The following is a 20,906-nucleotide window of genomic DNA, read 5'->3' as shown; positions in this document are numbered from 1 at the left end:
CGTCGTATTTCAGCGCGACACCCGCGCCCCAACCGTCAATGACCTGACAGGCTGGCGCTTTCTTTCGGCAACGCAAATAGAAATCACTTTTTCCGAACCCGTAGAGCCGATTACGGCGCAGTTGGTCAATAACTATTCGCTTAATAACAACATTGGTTTTCCTTTGCGGGCAGAGCGCAATCCGCTGAATACCAACATTGTAGTAATTACTTTTGCGCAGCCTATTCCTGCCAATACGCCGCTGACTCTTCGCATAACGGGCGTACGCGATTTGGCGGGCAACGTGATGAGTACTAATAACATTGCCGTTCGGTATGACCCTGACGCGCCCGAGTGGCAGCAACTCTTGCACCGCTCATCCACCGTTTTGGAGTTGCGATTCAGCGAGCCGTTGGGCGCAACAAGTATCCTCACATCTAACTTTGAGCTGACTAATACAACTGATAATCAGATTATTAGCATTGCATCGGCAACGCTTTGTCCGGTGAATACTGCAATAGTTTACCTGACAACTGCCGTAGCTTTACCCGATGATAAAAATTTCAGCCTGCAAATTCAAAATATTGCCGATTTGGGTGGCAACAGAGTGGCTACGCAATCGCGCACATTCAACACAATTGCCCCCAAAGTAGGAGAGGCGTTTATCCTTAACCGTAATGAAATAGAAGTTCGTTTCACCGAAGCTGTTCAAGCGGCAAGCGCTTCATTGGCAAGCAATTACGCATTATCAGGCATTAGCGGCGCGCCTATGGTGCAGATTATTTCACCAACCGTTGTGCGCCTGACTTATCCCAACCCAATGGCGCAAGAGCAGAGCTATTCCCTGACCGTTCGCAATGTGGCGGACTTGAACGGCAACACCATGAATCCTGCCACGCAAAGTTTGACTTTTGCAACCTATGTGGCGCAGGTTTTTCCGCGTACATCTAAGTTGCTTGAAATTGTATTTTCCGAAGAAATGCCTACGGCGGCTGCGGAAAATGCGAACAGCTACTTTTTGAACGGCGATACTAATTTAAAGCCTGTTTCAGCGGTGAAGAGTACGCAAAACCCGGCGATTGTAACGCTTTTCTTTGCCGATGATTTTATTGAAAATCAGACTTATACGATTACTTTGGGAGGTTTTGAGACCGCCTGCCGTCGTTTTGTGCCGCAGTCGGTACATGAGTTTACCTTAGACCGCCGCCCGCCGCAAGCGACCGCCGTGCGCGTGTTGGCAACTGACCGCATCTTGGTTATTTTCAATAAAGCCTTAGACCGCGCTACCGCCGAGGCGTTGAACCATTACGAAATTTCAGGCGGCATCGGCAGACCGACAAGCGCAGTGTTGCGCGGCACAGAGGTAGAACTCAGGTTGGCTAATCGTCTGGAAGATGGCGTCAGCTATACGCTTACGGTAAGCAATGTGCAAGATGTTTTGCGCAACACCATGAGTCCCGCTACGCTGACTTTTCGCCGTCCGCCGCAGCCGCGCCGCAATGAGTTGATTATCACCGAAATTCTGGCTGACCCTACCCCTGCGGTAGGTTTGCCTGAAACCGAATTTGTAGAAATTTACAACAATTCCGCTACGCCTTTTGACCTGCTGGGAATCAAATTTGCCGATGAGTCGGGCGCAACGGCGCTGGGCGATGGCAGCATTGCCCCGGGTGAGTATGTCATTCTCTGCCCTGCCAATGCGGTGGAACAATGGCAGCCTTTCGGGCGCGTGATTGGGCTAAATCCTTGGCGAGCTTTGACCAATTCCGGCGAAAGCATCCGTCTGTTGGATATTGATGACAAAGCAATTGACTCTGTCCGTTACAGCGATAGCTGGTACCGCGACGCTGTAAAGCGCAATGGCGGCTGGACATTAGAACGCATTGATTTACAAGAAAATAGCTGTGAACCTGCCAATAACTGGTTCGCTTCCACAGACGAGCGCGGGGGAACGCCCGGCGCGCAAAATTCACTCTTTGGCAACCATCCCGACAAAACGCCGCCGCGCATTGCCTCTTTTACAGCAACCGATGCACAAACCCTGCAAATCCGATTGACCGAGCCTGTCAGCCGCGCTATCTTATCCCAAACGGCGAACTATCGCTTGTTGGGCGATGGAGCGCCTTCCATACAAACCGTTACGCCTTCCGATACGCTCAACATTCGCCTGCGACTCTCTGCGCCTTTGGATAGCGCAAGGCAATATCTGTTGATTATCAACAATATAGCGGATTGCATTGGCAATGTGGCGGCAGATACGGCGCGCATCGGCATTGGCAGGAGCGCGCGCCCCCGCGATTTGCGCATCAGCGAAATTATGGCGAATCCTAACCCGCCTGCGGGCAGCCCAATTACAGTGAATTGGGGCGAATACATAGAAATTACCAACCTTACGGGCGACCTTATCAGGCTGAATACCATACGGTTAGGTTATGAAACCCGCCTCTTCGCACTGCCGAATCGCACGATTGCGCCTGATGAATCCTTAGTGCTGACAAGTACTACTCGCGCCGCCAACTTCGGCGGTCGTGGGGTAGGGATTGCGAGCTTCCCGACGCTGGCGGACGGCGGCGCGCAGCTTTCGCTCACCGATACTTCGGGGGTTGAAATTGACGCGGTGCGCTATGCTTCCACCTGGTACGGCGATGCGGACAAGCAACGCGGCGGTTGGAGTTTGGAAATGATTGACTTGACCAACTTTTGCGCCGAAGAGCAGAACTGGCGGGCTTCGGCGCATCCGAGCGGGGGGACACCCGGCGCGCCAAATTCGGTGCGGGGTGCGGTGCAGGACAACACGCCGCCCCGCGTAACTTCGGCAACGCTGCGCAACGAGCGCGAAATTGAGGTGCAGTTTTCTGAACTTATCACGGCGGAAACCATTCGGCAAATCGCCTCTTACACCCTTACGCAGGGCGCGCAAATCGGCGAAATACGGGTGATTAGTCGCCGTCAGGCGCGCCTTTTGTTGCGGCAGCCTTTGAACCCCGCGCTGACCTATCGCCTGCAAATCAGCGGCTTACGCGATTGTGCGGGCAATCTGCTTACGCCTTTTGCTCAAAACTTAGGCATCGGGCGCAATCCGCAGCGCGGCGAATTGCTCATCACCGAAATTCTGGCAGATGAAACGCCCAAAATCGGTTTACCGCTGGCGGAGTTTATTGAAATTTACAACAATTCCGACGAGCTTATCAGTCTTCAAAATGTGCAATTGAGCGATGACAACTCAACGATTCGCTTGCCGAATGTATTCCTTTCGCCGCGTCAGTATGCGGTGCTGTGCGCTACTTCGCGCGTGGATAGTTTCCTGCTGTATCGCCCCGAGCCGCAGCGCGTGATTGGCGTTGCGAGTTTCCCGTCGCTGAGTAATACAGGCGAGCGTTTAGCGCTGTCTGTCAATGGTTTAGTATTGCATGAAGTCAGTTATCGCGCCGATTGGCACGCCGATGCCGTAAAGCGCAACGGCGGTTGGAGTCTGGAAATGATTGACACCGACAATCTTTGCAGCGAAGCCGAAAACTGGACATCCTCGGTTCATCCAAGCGGCGGAACGCCCGGTCAGCCCAATTCGGCGGCGGCTTCCAATCCCGACCGCACATCGCCCGAACTTGTAAATGTACAATTAACAGGCGTCAATCTGACGCTGACTTTCAGCGAGCGCATGGACAGCGCCGCATTGGGTACGCTGGCTAACTATCGGATAGAACCTGCAATTGCCATTCGCAGTATGGATTTGCAAAGCAACCGAATTGTGCGACTGACATTAGCGGAAGCGCCTCTGGCAGGGCGTTTATACGAAATTATTTTGACGGAGAATCTGCGCGATTGTGCGGGTAATCCGTTGAGCGCGAATAGTTTGCGCACTACTTTTGGCATCGGTCGTGCGCCGGCGCGTCATGAGTTACTCATTACAGAAATCATGTCCGACCCTTCGCCGCCTGTGCAACTGCCTGACCGTGAGTACATTGAGCTTTACAACAATACCGATGCGCTCATCAGTCTGGCGGGTGTTTCGTTTACCAAACCTGAAAGTAATTTTAGTTTGCGCCTGCCGCCGCTGGCGATGGCCGCCCGTAGCTACATCGTATTGGCCAATACAAGCGCCGCCCCGCAAATTGCGGCTGCTGTTCCTGCAGCGCGGGTAGTAGGCGTAGCGAATTTTCCTTCGCTGTCCAATAGTGGCGAGTTGCTGGAAATCAGGCACTTAGGCGCATTGATTTACAGCGTTAATTATCAGGTTTCTTGGCATGAGGCAGCCAAACGCGATGGCGGTTGGAGTTTGGAAATGATAGACACCGACCAACCTTGCCAACAGGCAAGCAACTGGATTTCGTCCGTTGATGCGCGCGGAGGAACGCCCGGCACAGCAAACAGCGTGCGCCGCCCGAATCCCGACCGCACACCGCCGCAAGTACAGGAAGTGCGCGTGTTGAATGAACGCCTGTTGCGTATTACTTTCAACGAACCGATGGACAGCACAAGTCTATTGTCGCGTGCTAACTATCAGTTTGCCAATGGTTTGCTGGTAGATTCGGTACAGGTATTGAACGAGCAGACGGTTGTGTTGCAACTGTTCCGTGCGATGGAGCGCGGCGCGCTGAACCGCCTGACCGTGCGCGATGTCAGGGATTGTTCCGGCAATGCGATTGTTCCAGCAGATTTCAACTTTGGATTGGGCGCAACGCCCCAAAAGTTTGAATTGCTGATAACCGAACTTATGCCCGACCCTTCGCCTGTGGTGGGTTTGCCCGAATCGGAATATGTGGAAATTTTCAACGCAAGCGATAAGGTATTGAGCCTCAATGGCGTACGCCTGAACAATGCAAACGGCACAACAGGCGTGCTGCCCGATGTAAATATATTGCCGCAAAGCTATATGATATTCTGTCCAAGCACTTCGGTGGCGGCTTTCCGCGCTTTCCTGCCCGAAGATCGCGTAGTAGCCCCGAGCCGCTGGGCTGCTTTAAGCAATACTTCCGATGTAATGCAATTGCGCAATGCTTCGGGCTTATTGCTACATCAGGTTGCTTACCGCGCTACATGGATAAGCGACGCGCAGAAACGCGACGGCGGATGGAGCTTGGAAATGCGCGACACGGGCAACCCTTGTGCAGGCAGCGCCAACTGGGAGGCTTCTGTACATCCTTCGGGGGGCACGCCTGCCGCAGCGAACAGCATCCGCAGCGCCCTGACTGACAGCCAAGCACCGCAAATTCAGCGCGTAGAAACAGCAGACGGGCGCACCGTGCGGGTTGTTTTCAACGAAGCAATTGATAGTCTGGCAGCGGTACAGGCAGTATATCTGCTCAACAATTCGCTGACTATCAGTAATATATCGTTCCTTTATGCACAACCTGATGAGGTGTTACTCACGCTTCCGCAGGTGCTTGCACCGGGCGAGCGGGCAACGTTGCAAGTCCGTACCTTGCGCGATTGTGCAGGGAATACGCTGTTTCATTCGCCTGTCATTCCCTTTGTCGTGCCGCAGGAGGCAGCACTTGGCGATTTGATTATCAATGAAATACTGTTCAATCCGCCGCCGAATGGGGTTGATTTTGTAGAGATTTACAACAAATCCGACAAGTTCATCAACCTGCAAAACTGGGTGATTGCCAATGCCACAACCAACCGCGTCATCACAACGGAAATGCGCATCATGCCGCCGCAGAGCTATTTGGTGCTGACACCTGACTTAATCAGGCTGAAACAGCAATACAGCCGCACGATTGATTCATTAGTGCAGATCGTAAGTCTTCCGTCATACAACGACAGCGAGGGTTCAGTGCGTCTGCTGACCCCGCAGGGCGTACTCATGGACAGATTGGACTATGAGGAACGCTGGCATTTCCCACTGTTAGAACGCAGAGAGGGCGTTTCTTTGGAGCGAATTTCGTTCAATGCGCCTACACAAGACCGCAACAACTGGTTTTCAGCCGCCGCGCCGTTTTTTGGTACGCCGACTTTCCTGAATTCCCAATCGGAGCGGCAAAGGGCGTTGGCTACGCTGAAAGATTGTTTTCGTATTGAAAATCAGGTATTTACACCCGACGGCGACGGCTTTCAGGATTTCATGCGGCTGCATTTGGACTGCGCCGCAACGGGCGGTGTAGCCACCATCAAAATTTTTGACGCTGCCGGCAGACCCATGAAAACCCTGCTCAATCAGGAAACGGTTGCGCCGGGTATGTTTCTTGCATGGGACGGAACGACCGACAATGGCTCAAAAGCCCGCATCGGTCCGTATTTGCTGATGATTGAACTCTTTGATTTACAGGGAAATATCAAGCGCGAACAGTTGAAGGTGGTTGTAGGGGCGCAGTAGGTATTGTACTATTATGAATTGCATCATTAGTAAATCGAGGCTGTCCAAAAAGTAACACGGACTTTAGTCTGTGATTTGCTAATCGCTTGATTATCAAATAGTTGCAGAATGAAGTCTGTGCTACATTCGTCCTTTTTGGACAGCCTTAGGAAAAGGGGCAGGGATAATTTCAATGCTACCAATATGTAATCCCTGCAGGGTAAAAACTGCATAGCATATGATTCATTTCAGCATAAATATTATGCAAAGGCTTCTTCTGCTACTTCCTCCTCTTGTCCTACGATAAGCGGATTCATCAGCAGGGCGAAGCGGTTGGCCGCAAAGGCAGGCTCTACCATGCCCTTGACCATGTCAATGTAAACAGGCGGATTATGAATCTCCTCCAACAAGATGCGGTAGCCCATGCCCTCTATGTATTGCTTCTGACGCACGGTGTAGATCTCATCGCGCTTGGGCAGTTGTTTGAACACATCAAAAATATTGGGGTACATGGAAAAATCTGCGTTGATGCAAACGACTTTGTCTCCAGGTGTGAACATAGCAAAATATTAAAACATTAATTAACTAACTCGAACATTTTCTGCGCTTTATCAAACTGAAATCCGGCAACGATGGTTTCAATTTTTTGGCGAATCTCAGCATTGCAGAGGTTGCCGATGCTGCCCTCGTGCGTATGTGATAACGTCATATCCGGGTGGAAATTGCCTTCTTCTATGATAAGTCCAATTTTTTTGTAAGCATCGCGAAAGCTCATTCCCGATAAAACTTCCTTGTTGACAGCCTCTACGCTGAATAAGTATTTGTACTTTTCCTCGCTGATGATGGTTTCACGGACGATGATGCGCTCTAACATGTACATCGCAAGGTCAATGCAATCGTTCAGTTCTGCAAAAGCGGGCAGGAAGTTTTCCTTGATTAATTGCAAATCGCGGTGATAGCCCGAAGGCAGATTGGCCAATAGCATGCCTATTTCGGCAGGCAGCATTTGCAGGCGATTGCACTTGGCGCGGATCAGTTCGAACACATCAGGGTTCTTTTTATGTGGCATAATGCTGGATCCCGTTGTCAGTTCTCGTGGAAAAGTCAGGAAATCCATGTTCTGGCACATATAGAGGCATATATCGGCAGATAGTTTGCCCAAAGTAGCCGCTACGCTGCCCATGGCCGTTGCCGTAATGCGTTCAGTTTTGCCGCGAGTCATTTGTGCGTAAACGCTGTTGTAGTTCAGATCGGAAAAGCCCAGCAGTTCGGTTGTCAGGCGGCGATTCAGAGGGAACGAAGAGCCGTAGCCGGCTGCAGACCCCAAGGGATTCTGGTCGGCGGTGCGGTAGGCAGCCTGTAATACGAGCAGGTCATCAGCCAGACTTTCGGCATAGGCACCGAACCACAGGCCAAAACTGGACGGCATCGCCAGCTGGAAATGCGTGTACCCCGGTAAGAGTACGTGTTTGTAGATTTCACTTTGTTTGATTAATAAATCCACAAAGTCTGTAATATTTTCTACCAATCGCTGAATTTCGGCGCGAATGAATAGCTTGATGTCTGTTAGTACCTGATCGTTGCGCGAGCGTCCGCTGTGGATTTTCTTACCCACTTCGCCGAGGCGTTCGGTCAGCAGCAGTTCTACCTGCGAGTGTACGTCTTCTACTCCTTCGCGAATCGTAAACTGCCCGTTCTCGATTTCAAGATAAATTTCTTTGAGTCCTTGTTGCAGTTTTATTAACTCTTCTGCGGTCAGCAGCCCCACACTTTGCAGCATTTGGATATGCGCCAGCGAGCCTAAAACATCGTAGCGGGCGAGCAGCAAGTCAGTTTCGCGATCGCGCCCGGTGGTAAAGCGCTCGATCTTTTCATGTATATCAAAATTCTTTTGCCAGAGTTTCATGCGGCTGATAATTGTTGTTTTTTAGCGAAATTGCACAACAAAGATCCGAAACTTTGCGTCAAATAGCTGTAATTTTTCACTTAAACAATCTCATAAAAACTATGAACAACACTGCTATCCGCTATGGGCTTATGTTGGCTGCCGTTGGTATCGTTGTGCAACTGCTGATCTACGTCGTCAATGTAGAACTGATGGCAAGTATGATCTCCAGTTTTGTCATCCTGCTGATCAGTATTGCACTTATTATTTATTTTGCACGGTTGCTGCGTCAGGCACGTGGAGGTTTTGCTACTTTTGGTGAAATGTTTAGCGATATTTTCATCATGTTGATGATCAGCGCTGTTGCCGGTATCATCTTCAATTACATGCTGTACAATGTGATTGATCCTGATCTGGCAGAAACAATGAAGCGGGCAGTTATCAAAAACAGCGAGTCTATGTTTGCCAAATTAGGTATGAGCGGCGAACAGGTGGATGCAGCGCTTGCCGAAATTGAGAAACAAGACATGAGCATGACGACTGGTAAGTCATTGCAGACCTTACTTGGCCAAGGTGTTTTTTATGCCATTATTAGCGCCATTATGGCGGCTATTATGAAGAAAAATAAGCCCGAAGAAACTTTCTAATGCGTTATACGAAGTACTTTCTACTCATCTTAGCGCTGTTCTTTGCCATCCGTTTGTGGTGGCAAAGAACAGTTGAACAGCGCGAAGCCGAGCGCAGCAGCAGCCTGACAGGTTTGGAACAGTACCAGAACAGGCCGCAAATGACGGGTAGTTTCAGCTATATAGTGAAAGAACCCGATGCACTCAAAGAACTCGGCGATCTGGGCGATACGCTCTGGCACAAAGAAAAGTCAGCGGCACTTTGGAATCTGCTGCGCGAGGTAGAATACGAGGAAACAGATGTTTTCTTTGAAGCTCGCTTTTCGGAGGAGTTGCAGGCGCTGGAAGGAAAAGAGGTTACGTTGAAAGGTTTCATAATCCCTTTGGAGGAAAGCCGCGAAAGTACTCACTTTGTGTTGTCTTATTTCCCATATGCCTCTTGCTTTTTTTGCGGCGTAGCAGGGCCTGAAAGCGTGATAGAGGTACGCACGAAAGAACCTGTTCCATTTACCGACAAGCCAATCACTATCAAAGGTACGCTTCAACTCAACCAAGACGACCCCGAAAGGCTATTCTTCGCGCTTACCTCTGCAGTTGTAGAGCAATGAAAGGCGTATCTTTGCGCCATGCGCATTGTATTTATGGGTACGCCTGATTTTGCCGTACCATCTCTGGAAATATTGGTGCAAAACGGCTACGAAGTAGTGGCAGTCATTACCGCACCCGACAAACCTGCAGGTCGCGGATTAAAACTCCAGCCTTCGGCTGTTAAAGTTGCTGCCGAGCGATTGGGGCTGCCAATTCTTCAGCCTGAAAAGCTCAAAAATGAAGATTTTTTAAACCAGTTGCGAGCTTTAAAAGCCGATCTGCAAATTGTAGTTGCTTTTCGTATGTTACCTGAGGTCGTTTGGGCGATGCCGCCATTGGGGACTATCAACCTGCACGCATCCCTGCTACCGCAGTATCGCGGGGCAGCGCCTATCAACTGGGCAATCATCAACGGCGAAACAGAGACAGGCGCTACTACTTTTTTCCTACGGCACGAGATAGACACCGGCGACCTGATTATGCAGGTAAAAGAGCCGATTTATCGCAGCGATACCGCAGGCACACTCTACGAGCGGCTGATGCACAACGGAGCGAAATTAGTATTGCAAACCGTTCAGGCAATCGAAAAGGGGAATGTTACAGCCACACCGCAACAGCAAATTGCTATTGAGGAGCTTAAAAAGGCGCCAAAAATTTTCAAAGAAACCTGCGAAATCAACTTTCATCAATCAGCCGAGGAGGTATTTAACTTCGTGCGCGGTATGAACCCCTTTCCGACGGCATGGACGCGCCGCAAGGGGCTTGTCTATAAGATCTACAAGGTTGATCCCATACACAACGGTAATAACTATCAGCCCGGTGAATGGCATACGGATGGTAAAACTTTTCTGCATATTGGTACAAGTGATGGCTACATTGCTGTAGAAGAATTGCAGACAGAAGGTAAAAAGCGCATGAGTATTGCCGAGTTTCTGCGGGGAAATAAAATTTAGCGGATATTGGCTTGTATGATGTCGATTTTTTACTAAATTAACAGCGAATAATCCACTCTTCGTTATGAAAGCCAAATATCTTTACCTGTGTTGCATATTGATTATGTGCAATAAGTTCGGAGTATATGCGCAAAATCCTGATACGCTGCTGCACCTGCTATTGGATAAATGTCGCCGCACCCAGACGGGCTACTATGAAATGCTGCATTATCAGAAGTTTATGGACTACTCCGATACTTCCATAAGCAGGCATCGGGTAAACTTCCGGAAAGTGCCTTCTGATACCATCTCTGGTGTTTTTTTCTACAAACAGCAACAAACGCAATCCAAGGGAAAGACATTTACTTCGGAAAATCTGTACAATGGGCAGGAGTACGCCTTTACTTATGATGACACTGCGACGATTATGTCAGTGCAACGCTGGACAAGCCAAATAAAAAACTATCTGGACAATAACAGGTTGCATCCGCTGCTCATGCAACCCGACAAATCTTACATTACTTCCAATTGGGAAAAATGGAAAGTCCCGGTACGGCTTGTAGGGAAGGAAAAAATTGGCAATGTTGACAGCTATCATGTGCAGTTTGCCAAGGAAGAAGCACCCGACCCAAAGCAAATACTGAGCCTGCTGCGTAGCCAATACGACTTTTGGATTTCGGAAGCAGACAGCGTTCCAATACAATATGACATCACCTACAAAATACTTCAGGGGCCTGATACGGTTTGGCAGTACGACCGCTATTTACTTACCAAATATGAGTGGAACACAGCACTTACCGATTCGCTTTTCAGCCTGCAACGGTTGCCCAAAAACCTGACGATCAAAGAGTACACGCCTTATGAGGCACCCGAGTTGCTCAAAGCCGGAGAGCCTGCGCCGCTTTGGGAGCTACCTTCGCTGACCGATGAAGTCATTCGTTTGGAAGATCTGAGAGGAAGCCTTGTACTGATTGATTTTTATTATAAGTCGTGTTATCCATGCTTGTTAGCCCTGCCCGAATTGCAAGCCCTTCACGAAAAATACAAGGACAAAGGGCTGAAAGTCATTGGCGTTAACCCCTTTGACAAAAAATCGGATGGTATTGCCGAGTTTCTCCAAAAGCGCAACATTGCTTACACAAGCGTACTGGACGATGGACAAAAAACAGCAACTATCTATCGCGTGTCTGGCTACCCGACCTTGTACCTGATCGACCGCAAAGGCGATATCGTGTTCGTACAGCAAGGCTTCGGGACAGCTACTGGCAAAAAATTAGAAGAGGAAATATTGAAACACTTGTAAAACAAATCGAGGTCTGTTCCGTAGAGCAGACCTCGATTTTGTGTAGTATTTACGACTGTACAGATTAAAAATCTGCGTCTAAGCTGAACCTGTGGTTGTCTTTGCTTTCTTTGTTCATTACACCGGCTTTCTGGTATTCGCCTACGCGCTTCTCGAAGAAGTTGGTTTTGCCTTGGAGCGAAATCATCTCCATGAAATCGAAAGGATTAGATGAGCCATAGTGCTTGTTGTAGCCCAGTTCCATCAGCAGGCGATCGGCCACAAATTCGATGTACTGGCTCATCAGCTTAGCGTTCATACCAATCAGGTTCACAGGGAGCGCTTCGGTGATAAATTCCTGCTCGATGCGCACCGCGTCAGTAATAATCTCTAAGACGCGCGCTTCGGATAGCTTGTTTTTCAGATGGCGGGTATAGAGCAGGCAAGCAAAGTCGCAATGTAAGCCTTCGTCTCTGGAAATCAACTCGTTAGAGAAGCTAAGCCCCGGCATCAGTCCGCGTTTTTTCAGCCAGAAGATAGAGCAGAAACTACCTGAAAAGAAGATACCTTCCACAGCAGCGAAAGCTACCAGCCGTTCGGCAAAATGCTCACTCTTGATCCAGCGCAAAGCCCACTCTGCCTTTTTCTGTACGCAGGGAATCGTTTCGATAGCATTAAACAGGCGGTGTTTTTCCGCAGGATCTTTGATATAGGTATCAATCAGCAGCGAATAGGTTTCCGAGTGGATGTTTTCCATCATAATCTGGAAGCCATAGAAGCATTTAGCTTCTGAGTACTGTACTTCGTGCAAGAAGTTTGCTGCCAGATTTTCGTTTACAATGCCATCGCTGGCTGCAAAAAAAGCCAGTACGTGACTAATAAAATGTTTTTCGCCTTCGTTGAGGCTCTCCCAATCTTTCAGGTCTTGCGAGAGATCAATCTCTTCTGCCGTCCAAAAACTTGCTTCATGCTTTTTGTACATCTGCCAAATGTCGTCGTACTCAATCGGCAGCAATACAAATCGGTTGGGATTTTCGACCAACAGCGGTTCTTTAAAGGTTGCAACTTCAGTGTTTGTCATTGTATAGAGCAGTAAACAAGTAAAACTTAACACAAATCTTACTTCAAAACAATCCGTTCAGTCTTTATTGTTTTAGGACTTTTTGAAGATTTTGTCGAGAGCTTGGGGTAATAGCAGTATTTCTTTAATTTACAAAGATGCAATAAATGCCGCTAATTTGCGAGTGATGAGTAAATTAATTGCTAAAAACAGCACTTAGAAGACTGTTAAAATAACAAAATAGCCTGCCTTTCCGACTTGCCTCAAATAGGCGAAAAATATTACTTTTCAAAGGCTGATAGCGGTGTAAGATAGCTCAAAAGGCTTCGGCGATGGAAAAATACAAGCCTTGATTGCCTCTCCCAAATCCGTAGTCCAATCAGAGATTCGGCAGTTCCTTTTGGTTAACAGCGAGCCGCATGCCGCCGCCGTAGCTAGCTATATTTAAGTAGTTGCGGGCGTAGCATAGAGCAGCGGTAAAATCAGCAGTCCGTCTTTTTCCTGAAGCTGAAAAAATTTGATAACCTTCAGCCTATCAGACGCTTGTAGTGTGCCGCTCCATAATAAAAGCAGCAGAAGCAGTATTTTTGGAAACGTATCATTTGTGTAGACGATGTATTTGGGATGTGTCATGTGATTTCTTTTGGTTGATATTGTTGTGTAAATTTACACCCCAAAAATCATATTCTTAACACATCATTTGTGACAGAGGCAAAGACAATTTTACAACAACTCAGACAGGAGTTAGACCTGATCTACGAGCCACAGGAGTCCGATGCAATTGCTCGCTGGTTGCTGGAAGACTTTTTCGGGTTGCGAACAGTAGATATCGCAACAGGCAAATCGCCTGATTTACAAGGATTTGACAAATGGAAGGAAGCCTTGCCGCTGCTGCGTAGCCAAATGCCTGTGCAGTATGTATTGGGCTATGCATGGTTTGGCGGGCGGCAATTTGCAGTAGGGGAGGGTGTGCTGATCCCGCGTCAGGAAACCGAGCAGCTGGTACAAATAGCAGCCGATTTTTTAAACAGCCTGCCTGAAAAAAATCCTGTCATTGCCGATTTGTGCACAGGTTCGGGCTGTATTGCGCATACGCTTGCTTTGCGGCATCCCGGAGCTACGGTTTATGCCTTTGACAATAGCCCGCAGGCACTTTATTACACGCACCTGAACGCAAAGAAACTGAGCGTGCAAACGCTTATTCGGGAGGCTGACGTATTGTCGGAAGACTTTGCGGAAAACCTGCCGCCGTGCGATCTGATTGTCAGCAATCCTCCCTATGTGCGCCAAAGCGAGCGGGTGCAAATGCAGCCCCGCGTGTTGTATTTCGAGCCGCCTTATGCGCTTTTTGTTGCAGACAGCGATCCGCTGGTATTTTATCGGGCGATTGCCCGCACGGCTGCGCTGCGCTTGAAAGCAGGCGGACAAACCATTGTAGAGATCAACGAGGCGCTTGGCGAACCAACCGCAGCTGTTTTTAGCGCCGCAGGGTTTGCTTATGTACAGGTGGTGCAAGACCTACACGGCAAAGATCGGTTTGTACTTGCCCGATCATGATTCTTCAGCAATACTGTAGCTTGCAATTTCCATGCGCTGGATCACATCGCCGGGGCGTAGCCTGCTCATTACTGTATCGCCTGTCGTGATTTTGGCAAATGCTGGACAAGATCCTTCCAGATAGGCTGCGCCGCGCCTGCTCAGGCAAATAAAGAACTGCGATCCGATCAGGTGCGGTGCCGTATGCGACATGGCAAGTACTCCATCTTCTAGCGGAATGGTACAAGATTCTTGGCTGATATGCCCAATGCCCGGTGCTGTGCCTGTGCCGTTATTGTGCGGGCAACCTGTTTGAATAAGCACTTCGGGCATGTAGCGGAAAAACTGTAGCCCGTTGTAAAATTCACTTTGTACCACCCGGATAAAGTGCGCCGTAGTAAGCGGCATAGCGCCTGTCAGTAAGTCAGCCTCCATCATTCCTTTAGAGGTGAAAATGCGCACTACCATGCGAGCGCCGCTGCCGCCTTTGTCTTTTTTAAAAAGTCCTAACATGAATCCTTGTATGCCTACAAAGTTGAAAATATTATCTCAGCTTTTTGAGCCTCTGTTTAAAATACCGGCTGTAATTTTACCAATTGTTTTCAATCAGTTTTTTCTATGGTTTTCTTATTGCTTTCTGCGCTATGTTCCGCCACTTTGATGTTGGTTTTCAAGGCTTTTGAAAAATGGGGCGTAAACGTATGGCAGGGTGTAACCTTTAATTATGTAGTGTGCGTGCTAACGGGTAGCATAGTGTTTTTTGCACAGGGACACTCGCCCGCTGTTACGCTGAACGGTTCTTTGGAGTGGCTCTATCCGGCGGGAATTTTAGGTGTACTTTTTTTTACAGGCTTCTCACTATCAGGCTTTTCTACACAAAAAGCAGGTGTAACTATCACCACACTGGCAGCCAAGATGTCGCTTGTTGTGCCGGTGCTGTTCAACGTGTTGTTTGTGCCCAGCAGCAAACTGACGCTCATGGCTTATACAGGCATCGTGCTGACTTTCCCTGCATTGTGGCTGGCAACGGCGAGGGAAGCAAAGGCAGATACCAAAAGTTTACCACAAGAAAGAGGACTTGCAGCAATTCTATTGCCTGTGTTGGTGTTTGTTGCAGGCGGAATCGTAGATACTACCATCAACTGGTCAAACGGCAGCCTGCAAGGTGAGCAGCAGCAGGCGCTTTTTTCTATCGCCTCGTTTGGTGCAGCGGCTGTTTCAGGAATGATTATGCTGATTTTCAGGATGATTAAAGTAGGCGAGCGCATTCATTGGCGCAGCATGGCAGGCGGTGTTGCTTTGGGTGTACCTAACTACTTTTCCGTTTATCTCTTGTTGCAGGCGCTTTCTGCTTTTAGCAACAATGGCGCATGGCTGTTTCCTTTGTACAACATCCTTATTATTCTGACAGCCGCTGCTGCTTCGGTCTGGCTTTTTCGCGAAAAACTGACACACACCAACCTGATAGGAATGGCTTTGGCACTGGTTGCACTGACATTTCTGGCAGCATGAGGTAAAAATCTGTCAGAGAAAAATTTATATCAACTGCAAAAATGTCAGGGTTTTGGGGTAGAAATTTGAGTGGCATTAAAACTGCTTATCATAAGCACGGATAGCCAAACAAATCAGGCGCAATCCAAATGCTTACTCGTTTTTTAATTAACAACTTTCAAATATCTAAAACTATGGCAGAAATCAAAATCAGACCTCTGGCAGACCGCGTGTTGGTAGAGCCTGCACCGGCAGAAGAGAAAACAGCTTCAGGTATTATCATCCCTGATACTGCAAAAGAGAAGCCTCAGCGCGGCTCTGTAGTAGCAGTAGGCACAGGCAAAAAAGATGAGCCTATGACCGTGAAAGTGGGAGATGCCGTATTATACGGAAAGTATGCTGGCACAGAAATCACCGTAGACGGTAAAGAATACCTCATCATGCGTGAGTCTGATATTTTTGCAATCCTCTAATCTTACAACAACAGTTTTTCAATTTCATTGAAGTTGAACCTTAAAAATCAATCAAAAAAAACAATTATGGCTAAGAAAATTTTGTTCGATACCGATGCTCGCGACCGTTTGAAAAAAGGTGTAGATGCGTTGGCCGATGCAGTGAAAGTTACATTAGGTCCTAAAGGTCGCAACGTTATCTTGGACAAGAAATTTGGTTCTCCTACCGTTACCAAAGACGGTGTAACTGTTGCAAAAGAAATTGAGTTGAAAGATGCCGTAGAAAATATGGGCGCTCAATTAGTGAAAGAAGTAGCTTCTAAAACTGCTGACAGCGCAGGTGATGGTACTACTACCGCTACTGTACTGGCACAGTCTATCTTCTCTCACGGTATCCGGAACGTAGCTGCCGGTGCAAATCCAATGGACTTGAAGCGCGGCATTGACAAGGCGGTTGCCAAAGTAGTTGAGCACCTCAAAGCACAATCTAAAACTATTACAACCTCTGCTGAAATTGCTCAAGTTGCTACTATTTCTGCCAACAACGACGAGGAAATCGGCAAAATGATTGCCAATGCAATGGATAAAGTTGGCAAAGACGGTGTTATCACAGTTGAGGAAGCGAAAGGAACTGAAACCGAAGTAAAAACTGTAGAAGGTATGCAGTTCGATCGCGGTTACTTGTCTCCTTACTTTGTAACCAACACCGAAAAAATGGAAGCAGAATTAGACAACGCGCTGATTCTGATCTACGACAAGAAAATTTCTTCTATGAAAGAACTGCTGCCTATTCTGGAGCAGTCTGCACAGTCAGGTCGTCCGCTGTTGATCATCGCTGAAGATGTAGAAGGCGAAGCATTGGCTACTCTGGTTGTTAACAAAATCCGTGGTGCGCTGCGCGTAGCTGCTGTTAAAGCTCCTGGTTTCGGCGACCGTCGCAAAGCAATGCTGGAAGACATTGCTATCCTGACAGGTGGTACTGTCATCTCTGAAGAGCGCGGCTATAAGTTGGAAAACGCTACTTTGGACTATCTCGGTCGTGCCGAAAAAGTTATCATTGACAAAGATAATACGACCATCGTAAATGGCGCAGGCAGAAAAGAAGACATCCAAGCGCGTGTGAATCAAATCAAGGCACAGATTGAAGTTACAACTTCCGACTACGACAAAGAAAAACTACAAGAGCGTCTGGCCAAATTGTCAGGCGGTGTAGCTATTCTCTACGTAGGTGCTGCTACCGAAGTTGAAATGAAAGAGAAGAAAGACCGCATTGACGATGCCTTGCACGCAACCCGTGCTGCTGTTCAGGAAGGTGTAGTAGCTGGCGGCGGCGTAGCCTTGATCCGTGCAATTGAAGCGCTGAACAACGTAGAAGTTTCTAACGAAGATCAGGCTACAGGTGTCAATATTATCCGTCAAGCGCTGGAAGCTCCGCTGCGCACAATCGTAGCTAATGCCGGTGGAGAAGGCTCTGTGGTGGTACAGAAAGTAAAAGAAGGCAAAGATGACTTCGGTTACAATGCTCGCGAAGACAAGTACGAGCACTTGTTTGCTGCGGGCGTAATTGACCCAACCAAAGTAACTCGTCTGGCACTTGAGAATGCGGCTTCCATCTCTTCTCTGCTGCTCACTACTGAGTGTGTAGTAGCTGAAGAGCCAGAAGATGCACCTGCAAATGCTGCGGGCGGCGGTATGCCGGGCGGCATGGGCGGCATGATGTAATTCCGCAAGCCTCAGGGCTCATCCATACACAAAGCCATCCCGATTTTTTCGGGGTGGCTTTTTTATTTTTTTGCCTGATGAAAATTGTATCTTTGGAATAAACAGTGAAACATTTTAAGATTAATCTTTTTTATGCGAACACGTAGACTGTTAAAATAGGTTTGAAATGATTCATATGAAAGACATCAGTATTCGCAAAGTGATCTTGAACTTGTACAATCAAGGGGACACGCAGAAAAAAAATAGCTGAGGCCACAGGGCTGACTCAAGGTCGTGTGTCTCAAATTATCAGTGAAGAGCAACGGAATCATCATGGGGGTCAATGGGGCGGACATAAACCTTGTAAACTGACAGCCAGCCAGTTAGAAGATTTGAAAAAGTGTATGGCTTGCAGTGCGGAAGATGAGGGCTTTGTCGGACCTCATTGGAACGCCCGACGTTTGCAACAACTTATTTGGGATAAGTTTGGTGTGAGCTATCATGTGAATAGCATCTATGCTTTGCTTAGGCGCTTAGGGTACAGCGCTCAAAAATATACTACGGTAGATTATCGCCGAGATGAGGCAGCAGTAGAAGTTTTTGTAGAACAAACGCTCCCTGCATTAAAAAAAAGCCGAAGAAGAAGGTAGGGTGATGGTTTATAGCGATGAGTCAGGCTTTGCATTGAATGGAAAGATAGGTCATACTTGGGCGTCTGTGGGGCAAACACCTTGTCTGAAGACGGCATGTGCCTATCAGCGCCATTACACCCTGTGGGCAATTGTTTTTTGATATCAAACAAGATAGCTATAGACAAAAGAGCATATCATTGAGTTTTTAGAAGCCTTACATGGATTTTTAGGTCAAAAGATGTTGATTATTTGGGATGGGGCAACTATTCATAAAAGTAAAAAATTAAAAGCGTTGATAGCTGAGCATGGGTCATATAAAGATGTATTTTGTACCTATCATTTACCACCTTACAGCCCTGAGTTAAATCCTGATGAACTTGTTTGGGCTGATTTGAAAAACAATAAATTAACATCACATATCAATCGTTCCTTACATGATTTGAGAATTTCCTTAGAGAAGGCGCTAAAAGAATTACAGCAAGAAACTGATAAAACAATGGCTTTCCTCCGAAAAAAATCTGTAGCACTTTATTAATTATTAACAATTACATCAATAATTACAACAACGAAAACGAATTTAAGACAACATTAGAAAACAAATTAAACGAATAGATATGCCAATTTGGAACTTTAGTGTTTTTTACTTACCTTGGTGCGTGTATGAACCACGCTTCTTCTGTTGCAGTCTATTCTAAGACGAACAACAAAATGACAGATAACGATATAGAACGACTACTACCTGAATATCTGTTGCGTTCGGAAACATATTCCTTAGTCATTACCGACTTAGAAGGACGATATATCTATGTCAATAATTTATTCAAAAACAGGTTTTCATTTATTTGTGAAAACTTTACAGGCCAACCTTTTTTTATATCCATTTATCCCGAAGATCACAACAAGTGCCTTAAAGCTGTAGAACAAGTGTTGCAAAATCCTGATAAAGTGGTAAAAGTAAATTTACGAAAACCTGATACTAACTTAAGTGATTTTTATTGGACAGAGTGGGAGTTCTCACTGTTCAAAAATCAAGACAAAAATCCTATAGGGATACTTTGTTTGGGACACGACATTACCGAAAGCGAAAAAGCAAGTATTCAAGCCAAAGCATTTGCCAAAAAAATAGATGCTATTATTGAAGAAATTACAGATGGTTTTTATGTACTCAATCGGGAGTGGGAATTTGTCAAAATAAATAAAGTAGCAGAACAAATTTTAGGTGTGCCACGAGAAAAACTGTTAGGGCATAAGATTTGGGATTTATTTCCCGATACTCCTGATTACAAGTACCCTACACAGTTTCGCAAAGCAATGAGTGAATACGTTACGGTAACTTTTGAAGATTATCGGGCAGATTTAGATAGGTGGTTTAGTGTCGTTTGTTACCCCTTGCAAGAAGGATTAACGATATTTTTCAAGGATATTACACAAACAAAAAAACAGATAGAGAAAATTACACAACAAGAGCATATGCTTAGGGCTATTTACCAAAGTACGACCGAAGCCAGCACATTTATTGACCGAGATTTTATCATTCGTTACACCAATCAAGTTGCAAAATATATTACCAAACAAACTTTTGGCAGAGAAATCCAAATAGGGGATAATTCCTTAGACTATTACTTGCCTGCTTACCGAGAAGAATTTAGAACCTACTATGAAAAGGTTTTATCAGGAGAAAGCTTTGTTTTGGAACGAAAAGACGGCACAAATTGGTGGCAAATTAGCTTGTTTCCTGTCTATGACGAAGAGCAAAATATTATCGGCATCGCGAATAATGTGCAAGACATTACAGATAGAAAACAAAAAGAAATACTCTTAGAAGAAACCAAAATCCGTTTGGATAGCACTATAGAAGCTATACCCCATACTTTACTGATAGTAGATGAAAATAATCGTATTGTGTATGTGAATACAGAATTTGAAAACGTATTTGGTTATTTGGCAGAAGAAGTGATTGGAAGAGAAATAGATTTTCTTTTGCCCGAGCGATACCGAGCAGGGCATAAATTTTTGCAACAGAAATATTTACAGAAAGGCGGTGCAGTCAAAAAAATGGGCAGATACCTACAAGCACTTATTAAAAGCGGAATTGAAATATTTATTGATGCAAGCCTCAATACTTTTGTAGTAAATGGTAAAAAGTATGTCATTGTTATTTTGCAAGATGTAACCGAACAAAAAAAATATCAGGATACCATTGTCCAACAAAATGAAACCTTGAAACAGATAGCGTGGCAACAATCTCACGAACTTCGCAGACCTGTTGCCAGCATCTTAGGACTTTGCGACTTGCTTAAAAACTACCCCAATGAAACCGAAGAAATGAAACATAAATATGTCGACTATATGCTTCAAGCGACAAAGGAACTTGACAAGATTATTCATAAAATAGTATCACAAGCCAACGAGAGTGCATATCTAAATAACGAATAAAAAGAATT

Annotated in this window: 17 protein-coding genes; 12 read left to right on the top strand and 5 right to left on the bottom strand. The window is 46.8% G+C overall.

The annotated features are described in order from the left end of the window. Positions 1-6,298: lamin tail domain-containing protein (locus ACWIP2_RS13370; protein WP_448520445.1), on the top strand; the 6,298-nt coding region annotated here is incomplete at its 5' end. A gap of 239 nt (positions 6,299-6,537) precedes the next feature. On the opposite strand, the gene ACWIP2_RS13365 is transcribed toward ACWIP2_RS13370, so the two are convergent. Together ACWIP2_RS13365 and argH are read right to left on the bottom strand one after the other, a co-directional pair. Then, on the bottom strand, positions 6,538-6,837 hold the full coding sequence (locus tag ACWIP2_RS13365) for a hypothetical protein (RefSeq protein ID WP_448520444.1): 300 nt from the start codon (positions 6,835-6,837) through the stop codon (positions 6,538-6,540). A 17-nt stretch (positions 6,838-6,854) separates the two neighbouring features. After that, a complete protein-coding gene (gene argH, locus ACWIP2_RS13360) occupies positions 6,855-8,183 on the bottom strand; it encodes an argininosuccinate lyase (protein WP_448520443.1) in 1,329 nt (442 codons plus the stop codon). Between the two features lie 101 nt (positions 8,184-8,284). Between argH and ACWIP2_RS13355 the strand changes: the two genes are divergently transcribed. From ACWIP2_RS13355 to ACWIP2_RS13340, 4 genes are all read left to right on the top strand, one after another. Next, positions 8,285-8,809, top strand: coding sequence for a DUF4199 domain-containing protein (locus ACWIP2_RS13355; RefSeq protein WP_448520442.1), 525 nt, complete (start codon positions 8,285-8,287; stop codon positions 8,807-8,809). After that, positions 8,809-9,396, top strand: coding sequence for a DUF3299 domain-containing protein (locus tag ACWIP2_RS13350; RefSeq protein WP_448520441.1), 588 nt, complete (start codon positions 8,809-8,811; stop codon positions 9,394-9,396). Before ACWIP2_RS13355 ends, ACWIP2_RS13350 begins: the two co-directional genes overlap by 1 nt. A gap of 18 nt (positions 9,397-9,414) precedes the next feature. Next, positions 9,415-10,329, top strand: coding sequence for a methionyl-tRNA formyltransferase (fmt, locus tag ACWIP2_RS13345; RefSeq protein WP_448520440.1), 915 nt, complete (start codon positions 9,415-9,417; stop codon positions 10,327-10,329). A gap of 64 nt (positions 10,330-10,393) precedes the next feature. Further along, the gene (locus ACWIP2_RS13340) at positions 10,394-11,611 is read left to right on the top strand and encodes a TlpA family protein disulfide reductase (RefSeq protein WP_448520439.1); all 1,218 of its coding nucleotides are present in this window, start codon (positions 10,394-10,396) and stop codon (positions 11,609-11,611) included. A gap of 64 nt (positions 11,612-11,675) precedes the next feature. Here ACWIP2_RS13340 and ACWIP2_RS13335 read toward each other — a convergent pair whose 3' ends face one another. Both ACWIP2_RS13335 and ACWIP2_RS13330 read right to left on the bottom strand, forming a co-directional pair. After that, on the bottom strand, positions 11,676-12,671 hold the full coding sequence (locus ACWIP2_RS13335; protein WP_448520438.1) for a ribonucleoside-diphosphate reductase small subunit: 996 nt from the start codon (positions 12,669-12,671) through the stop codon (positions 11,676-11,678). A 423-nt stretch (positions 12,672-13,094) separates the two neighbouring features. Next, on the bottom strand, positions 13,095-13,283 hold the full coding sequence (locus tag ACWIP2_RS13330; protein ID WP_448520437.1) for a hypothetical protein: 189 nt from the start codon (positions 13,281-13,283) through the stop codon (positions 13,095-13,097). 69 nt (positions 13,284-13,352) lie between these two features. Between ACWIP2_RS13330 and prmC the strand changes: the two genes are divergently transcribed. Further along, positions 13,353-14,207, top strand: coding sequence for a peptide chain release factor N(5)-glutamine methyltransferase (gene prmC / locus ACWIP2_RS13325; protein WP_448520436.1), 855 nt, complete (start codon positions 13,353-13,355; stop codon positions 14,205-14,207). Here prmC and ACWIP2_RS13320 read toward each other — a convergent pair. After that, positions 14,202-14,699 (bottom strand): peptidylprolyl isomerase, encoded by a 498-nt coding sequence (locus tag ACWIP2_RS13320; protein WP_448520435.1) that lies wholly within the window; start codon positions 14,697-14,699, stop codon positions 14,202-14,204. The genes prmC and ACWIP2_RS13320 overlap by 6 nt on opposite strands. 105 nt (positions 14,700-14,804) lie before the next feature. Here ACWIP2_RS13320 and ACWIP2_RS13315 point away from each other — a divergent pair, with 105 nt between their 5' ends. The 6 genes from ACWIP2_RS13315 (at position 14,805) to ACWIP2_RS13290 (ending at position 20,898) form a co-directional block, all read left to right on the top strand. Next, positions 14,805-15,698 (top strand): EamA/RhaT family transporter, encoded by an 894-nt coding sequence (locus ACWIP2_RS13315; RefSeq protein WP_448520434.1) that lies wholly within the window; start codon positions 14,805-14,807, stop codon positions 15,696-15,698. A 173-nt stretch (positions 15,699-15,871) separates the two neighbouring features. Next, positions 15,872-16,150: a co-chaperone GroES gene (locus tag ACWIP2_RS13310; protein WP_448520433.1), complete on the top strand. Its 279-nt coding sequence runs from the start codon at positions 15,872-15,874 to the stop codon at positions 16,148-16,150. A gap of 66 nt (positions 16,151-16,216) precedes the next feature. Beyond that, positions 16,217-17,851: a chaperonin GroEL gene (gene groL / locus ACWIP2_RS13305; protein WP_448520432.1), complete on the top strand. Its 1,635-nt coding sequence runs from the start codon at positions 16,217-16,219 to the stop codon at positions 17,849-17,851. 275 nt (positions 17,852-18,126) lie between these two features. Further along, entirely contained in the window at positions 18,127-18,480 is a 354-nt protein-coding gene (locus ACWIP2_RS13300) for a winged helix-turn-helix domain-containing protein (RefSeq protein ID WP_448520431.1), read from the top strand. Between the two features lie 175 nt (positions 18,481-18,655). Next, entirely contained in the window at positions 18,656-18,997 is a 342-nt protein-coding gene (locus tag ACWIP2_RS13295; protein WP_448520446.1) for a transposase, read from the top strand. A 173-nt stretch (positions 18,998-19,170) separates the two neighbouring features. Then, positions 19,171-20,898: a PAS domain S-box protein gene (locus ACWIP2_RS13290; protein WP_448520430.1), complete on the top strand. Its 1,728-nt coding sequence runs from the start codon at positions 19,171-19,173 to the stop codon at positions 20,896-20,898. The last annotated feature ends 8 nt before the right edge of the window (positions 20,899-20,906 follow it).

The sequence above is a fragment of the Rhodoflexus sp. genome (assembly GCF_053489755.1).
This window is presented reverse-complemented; position numbering and strand designations above follow the sequence as displayed.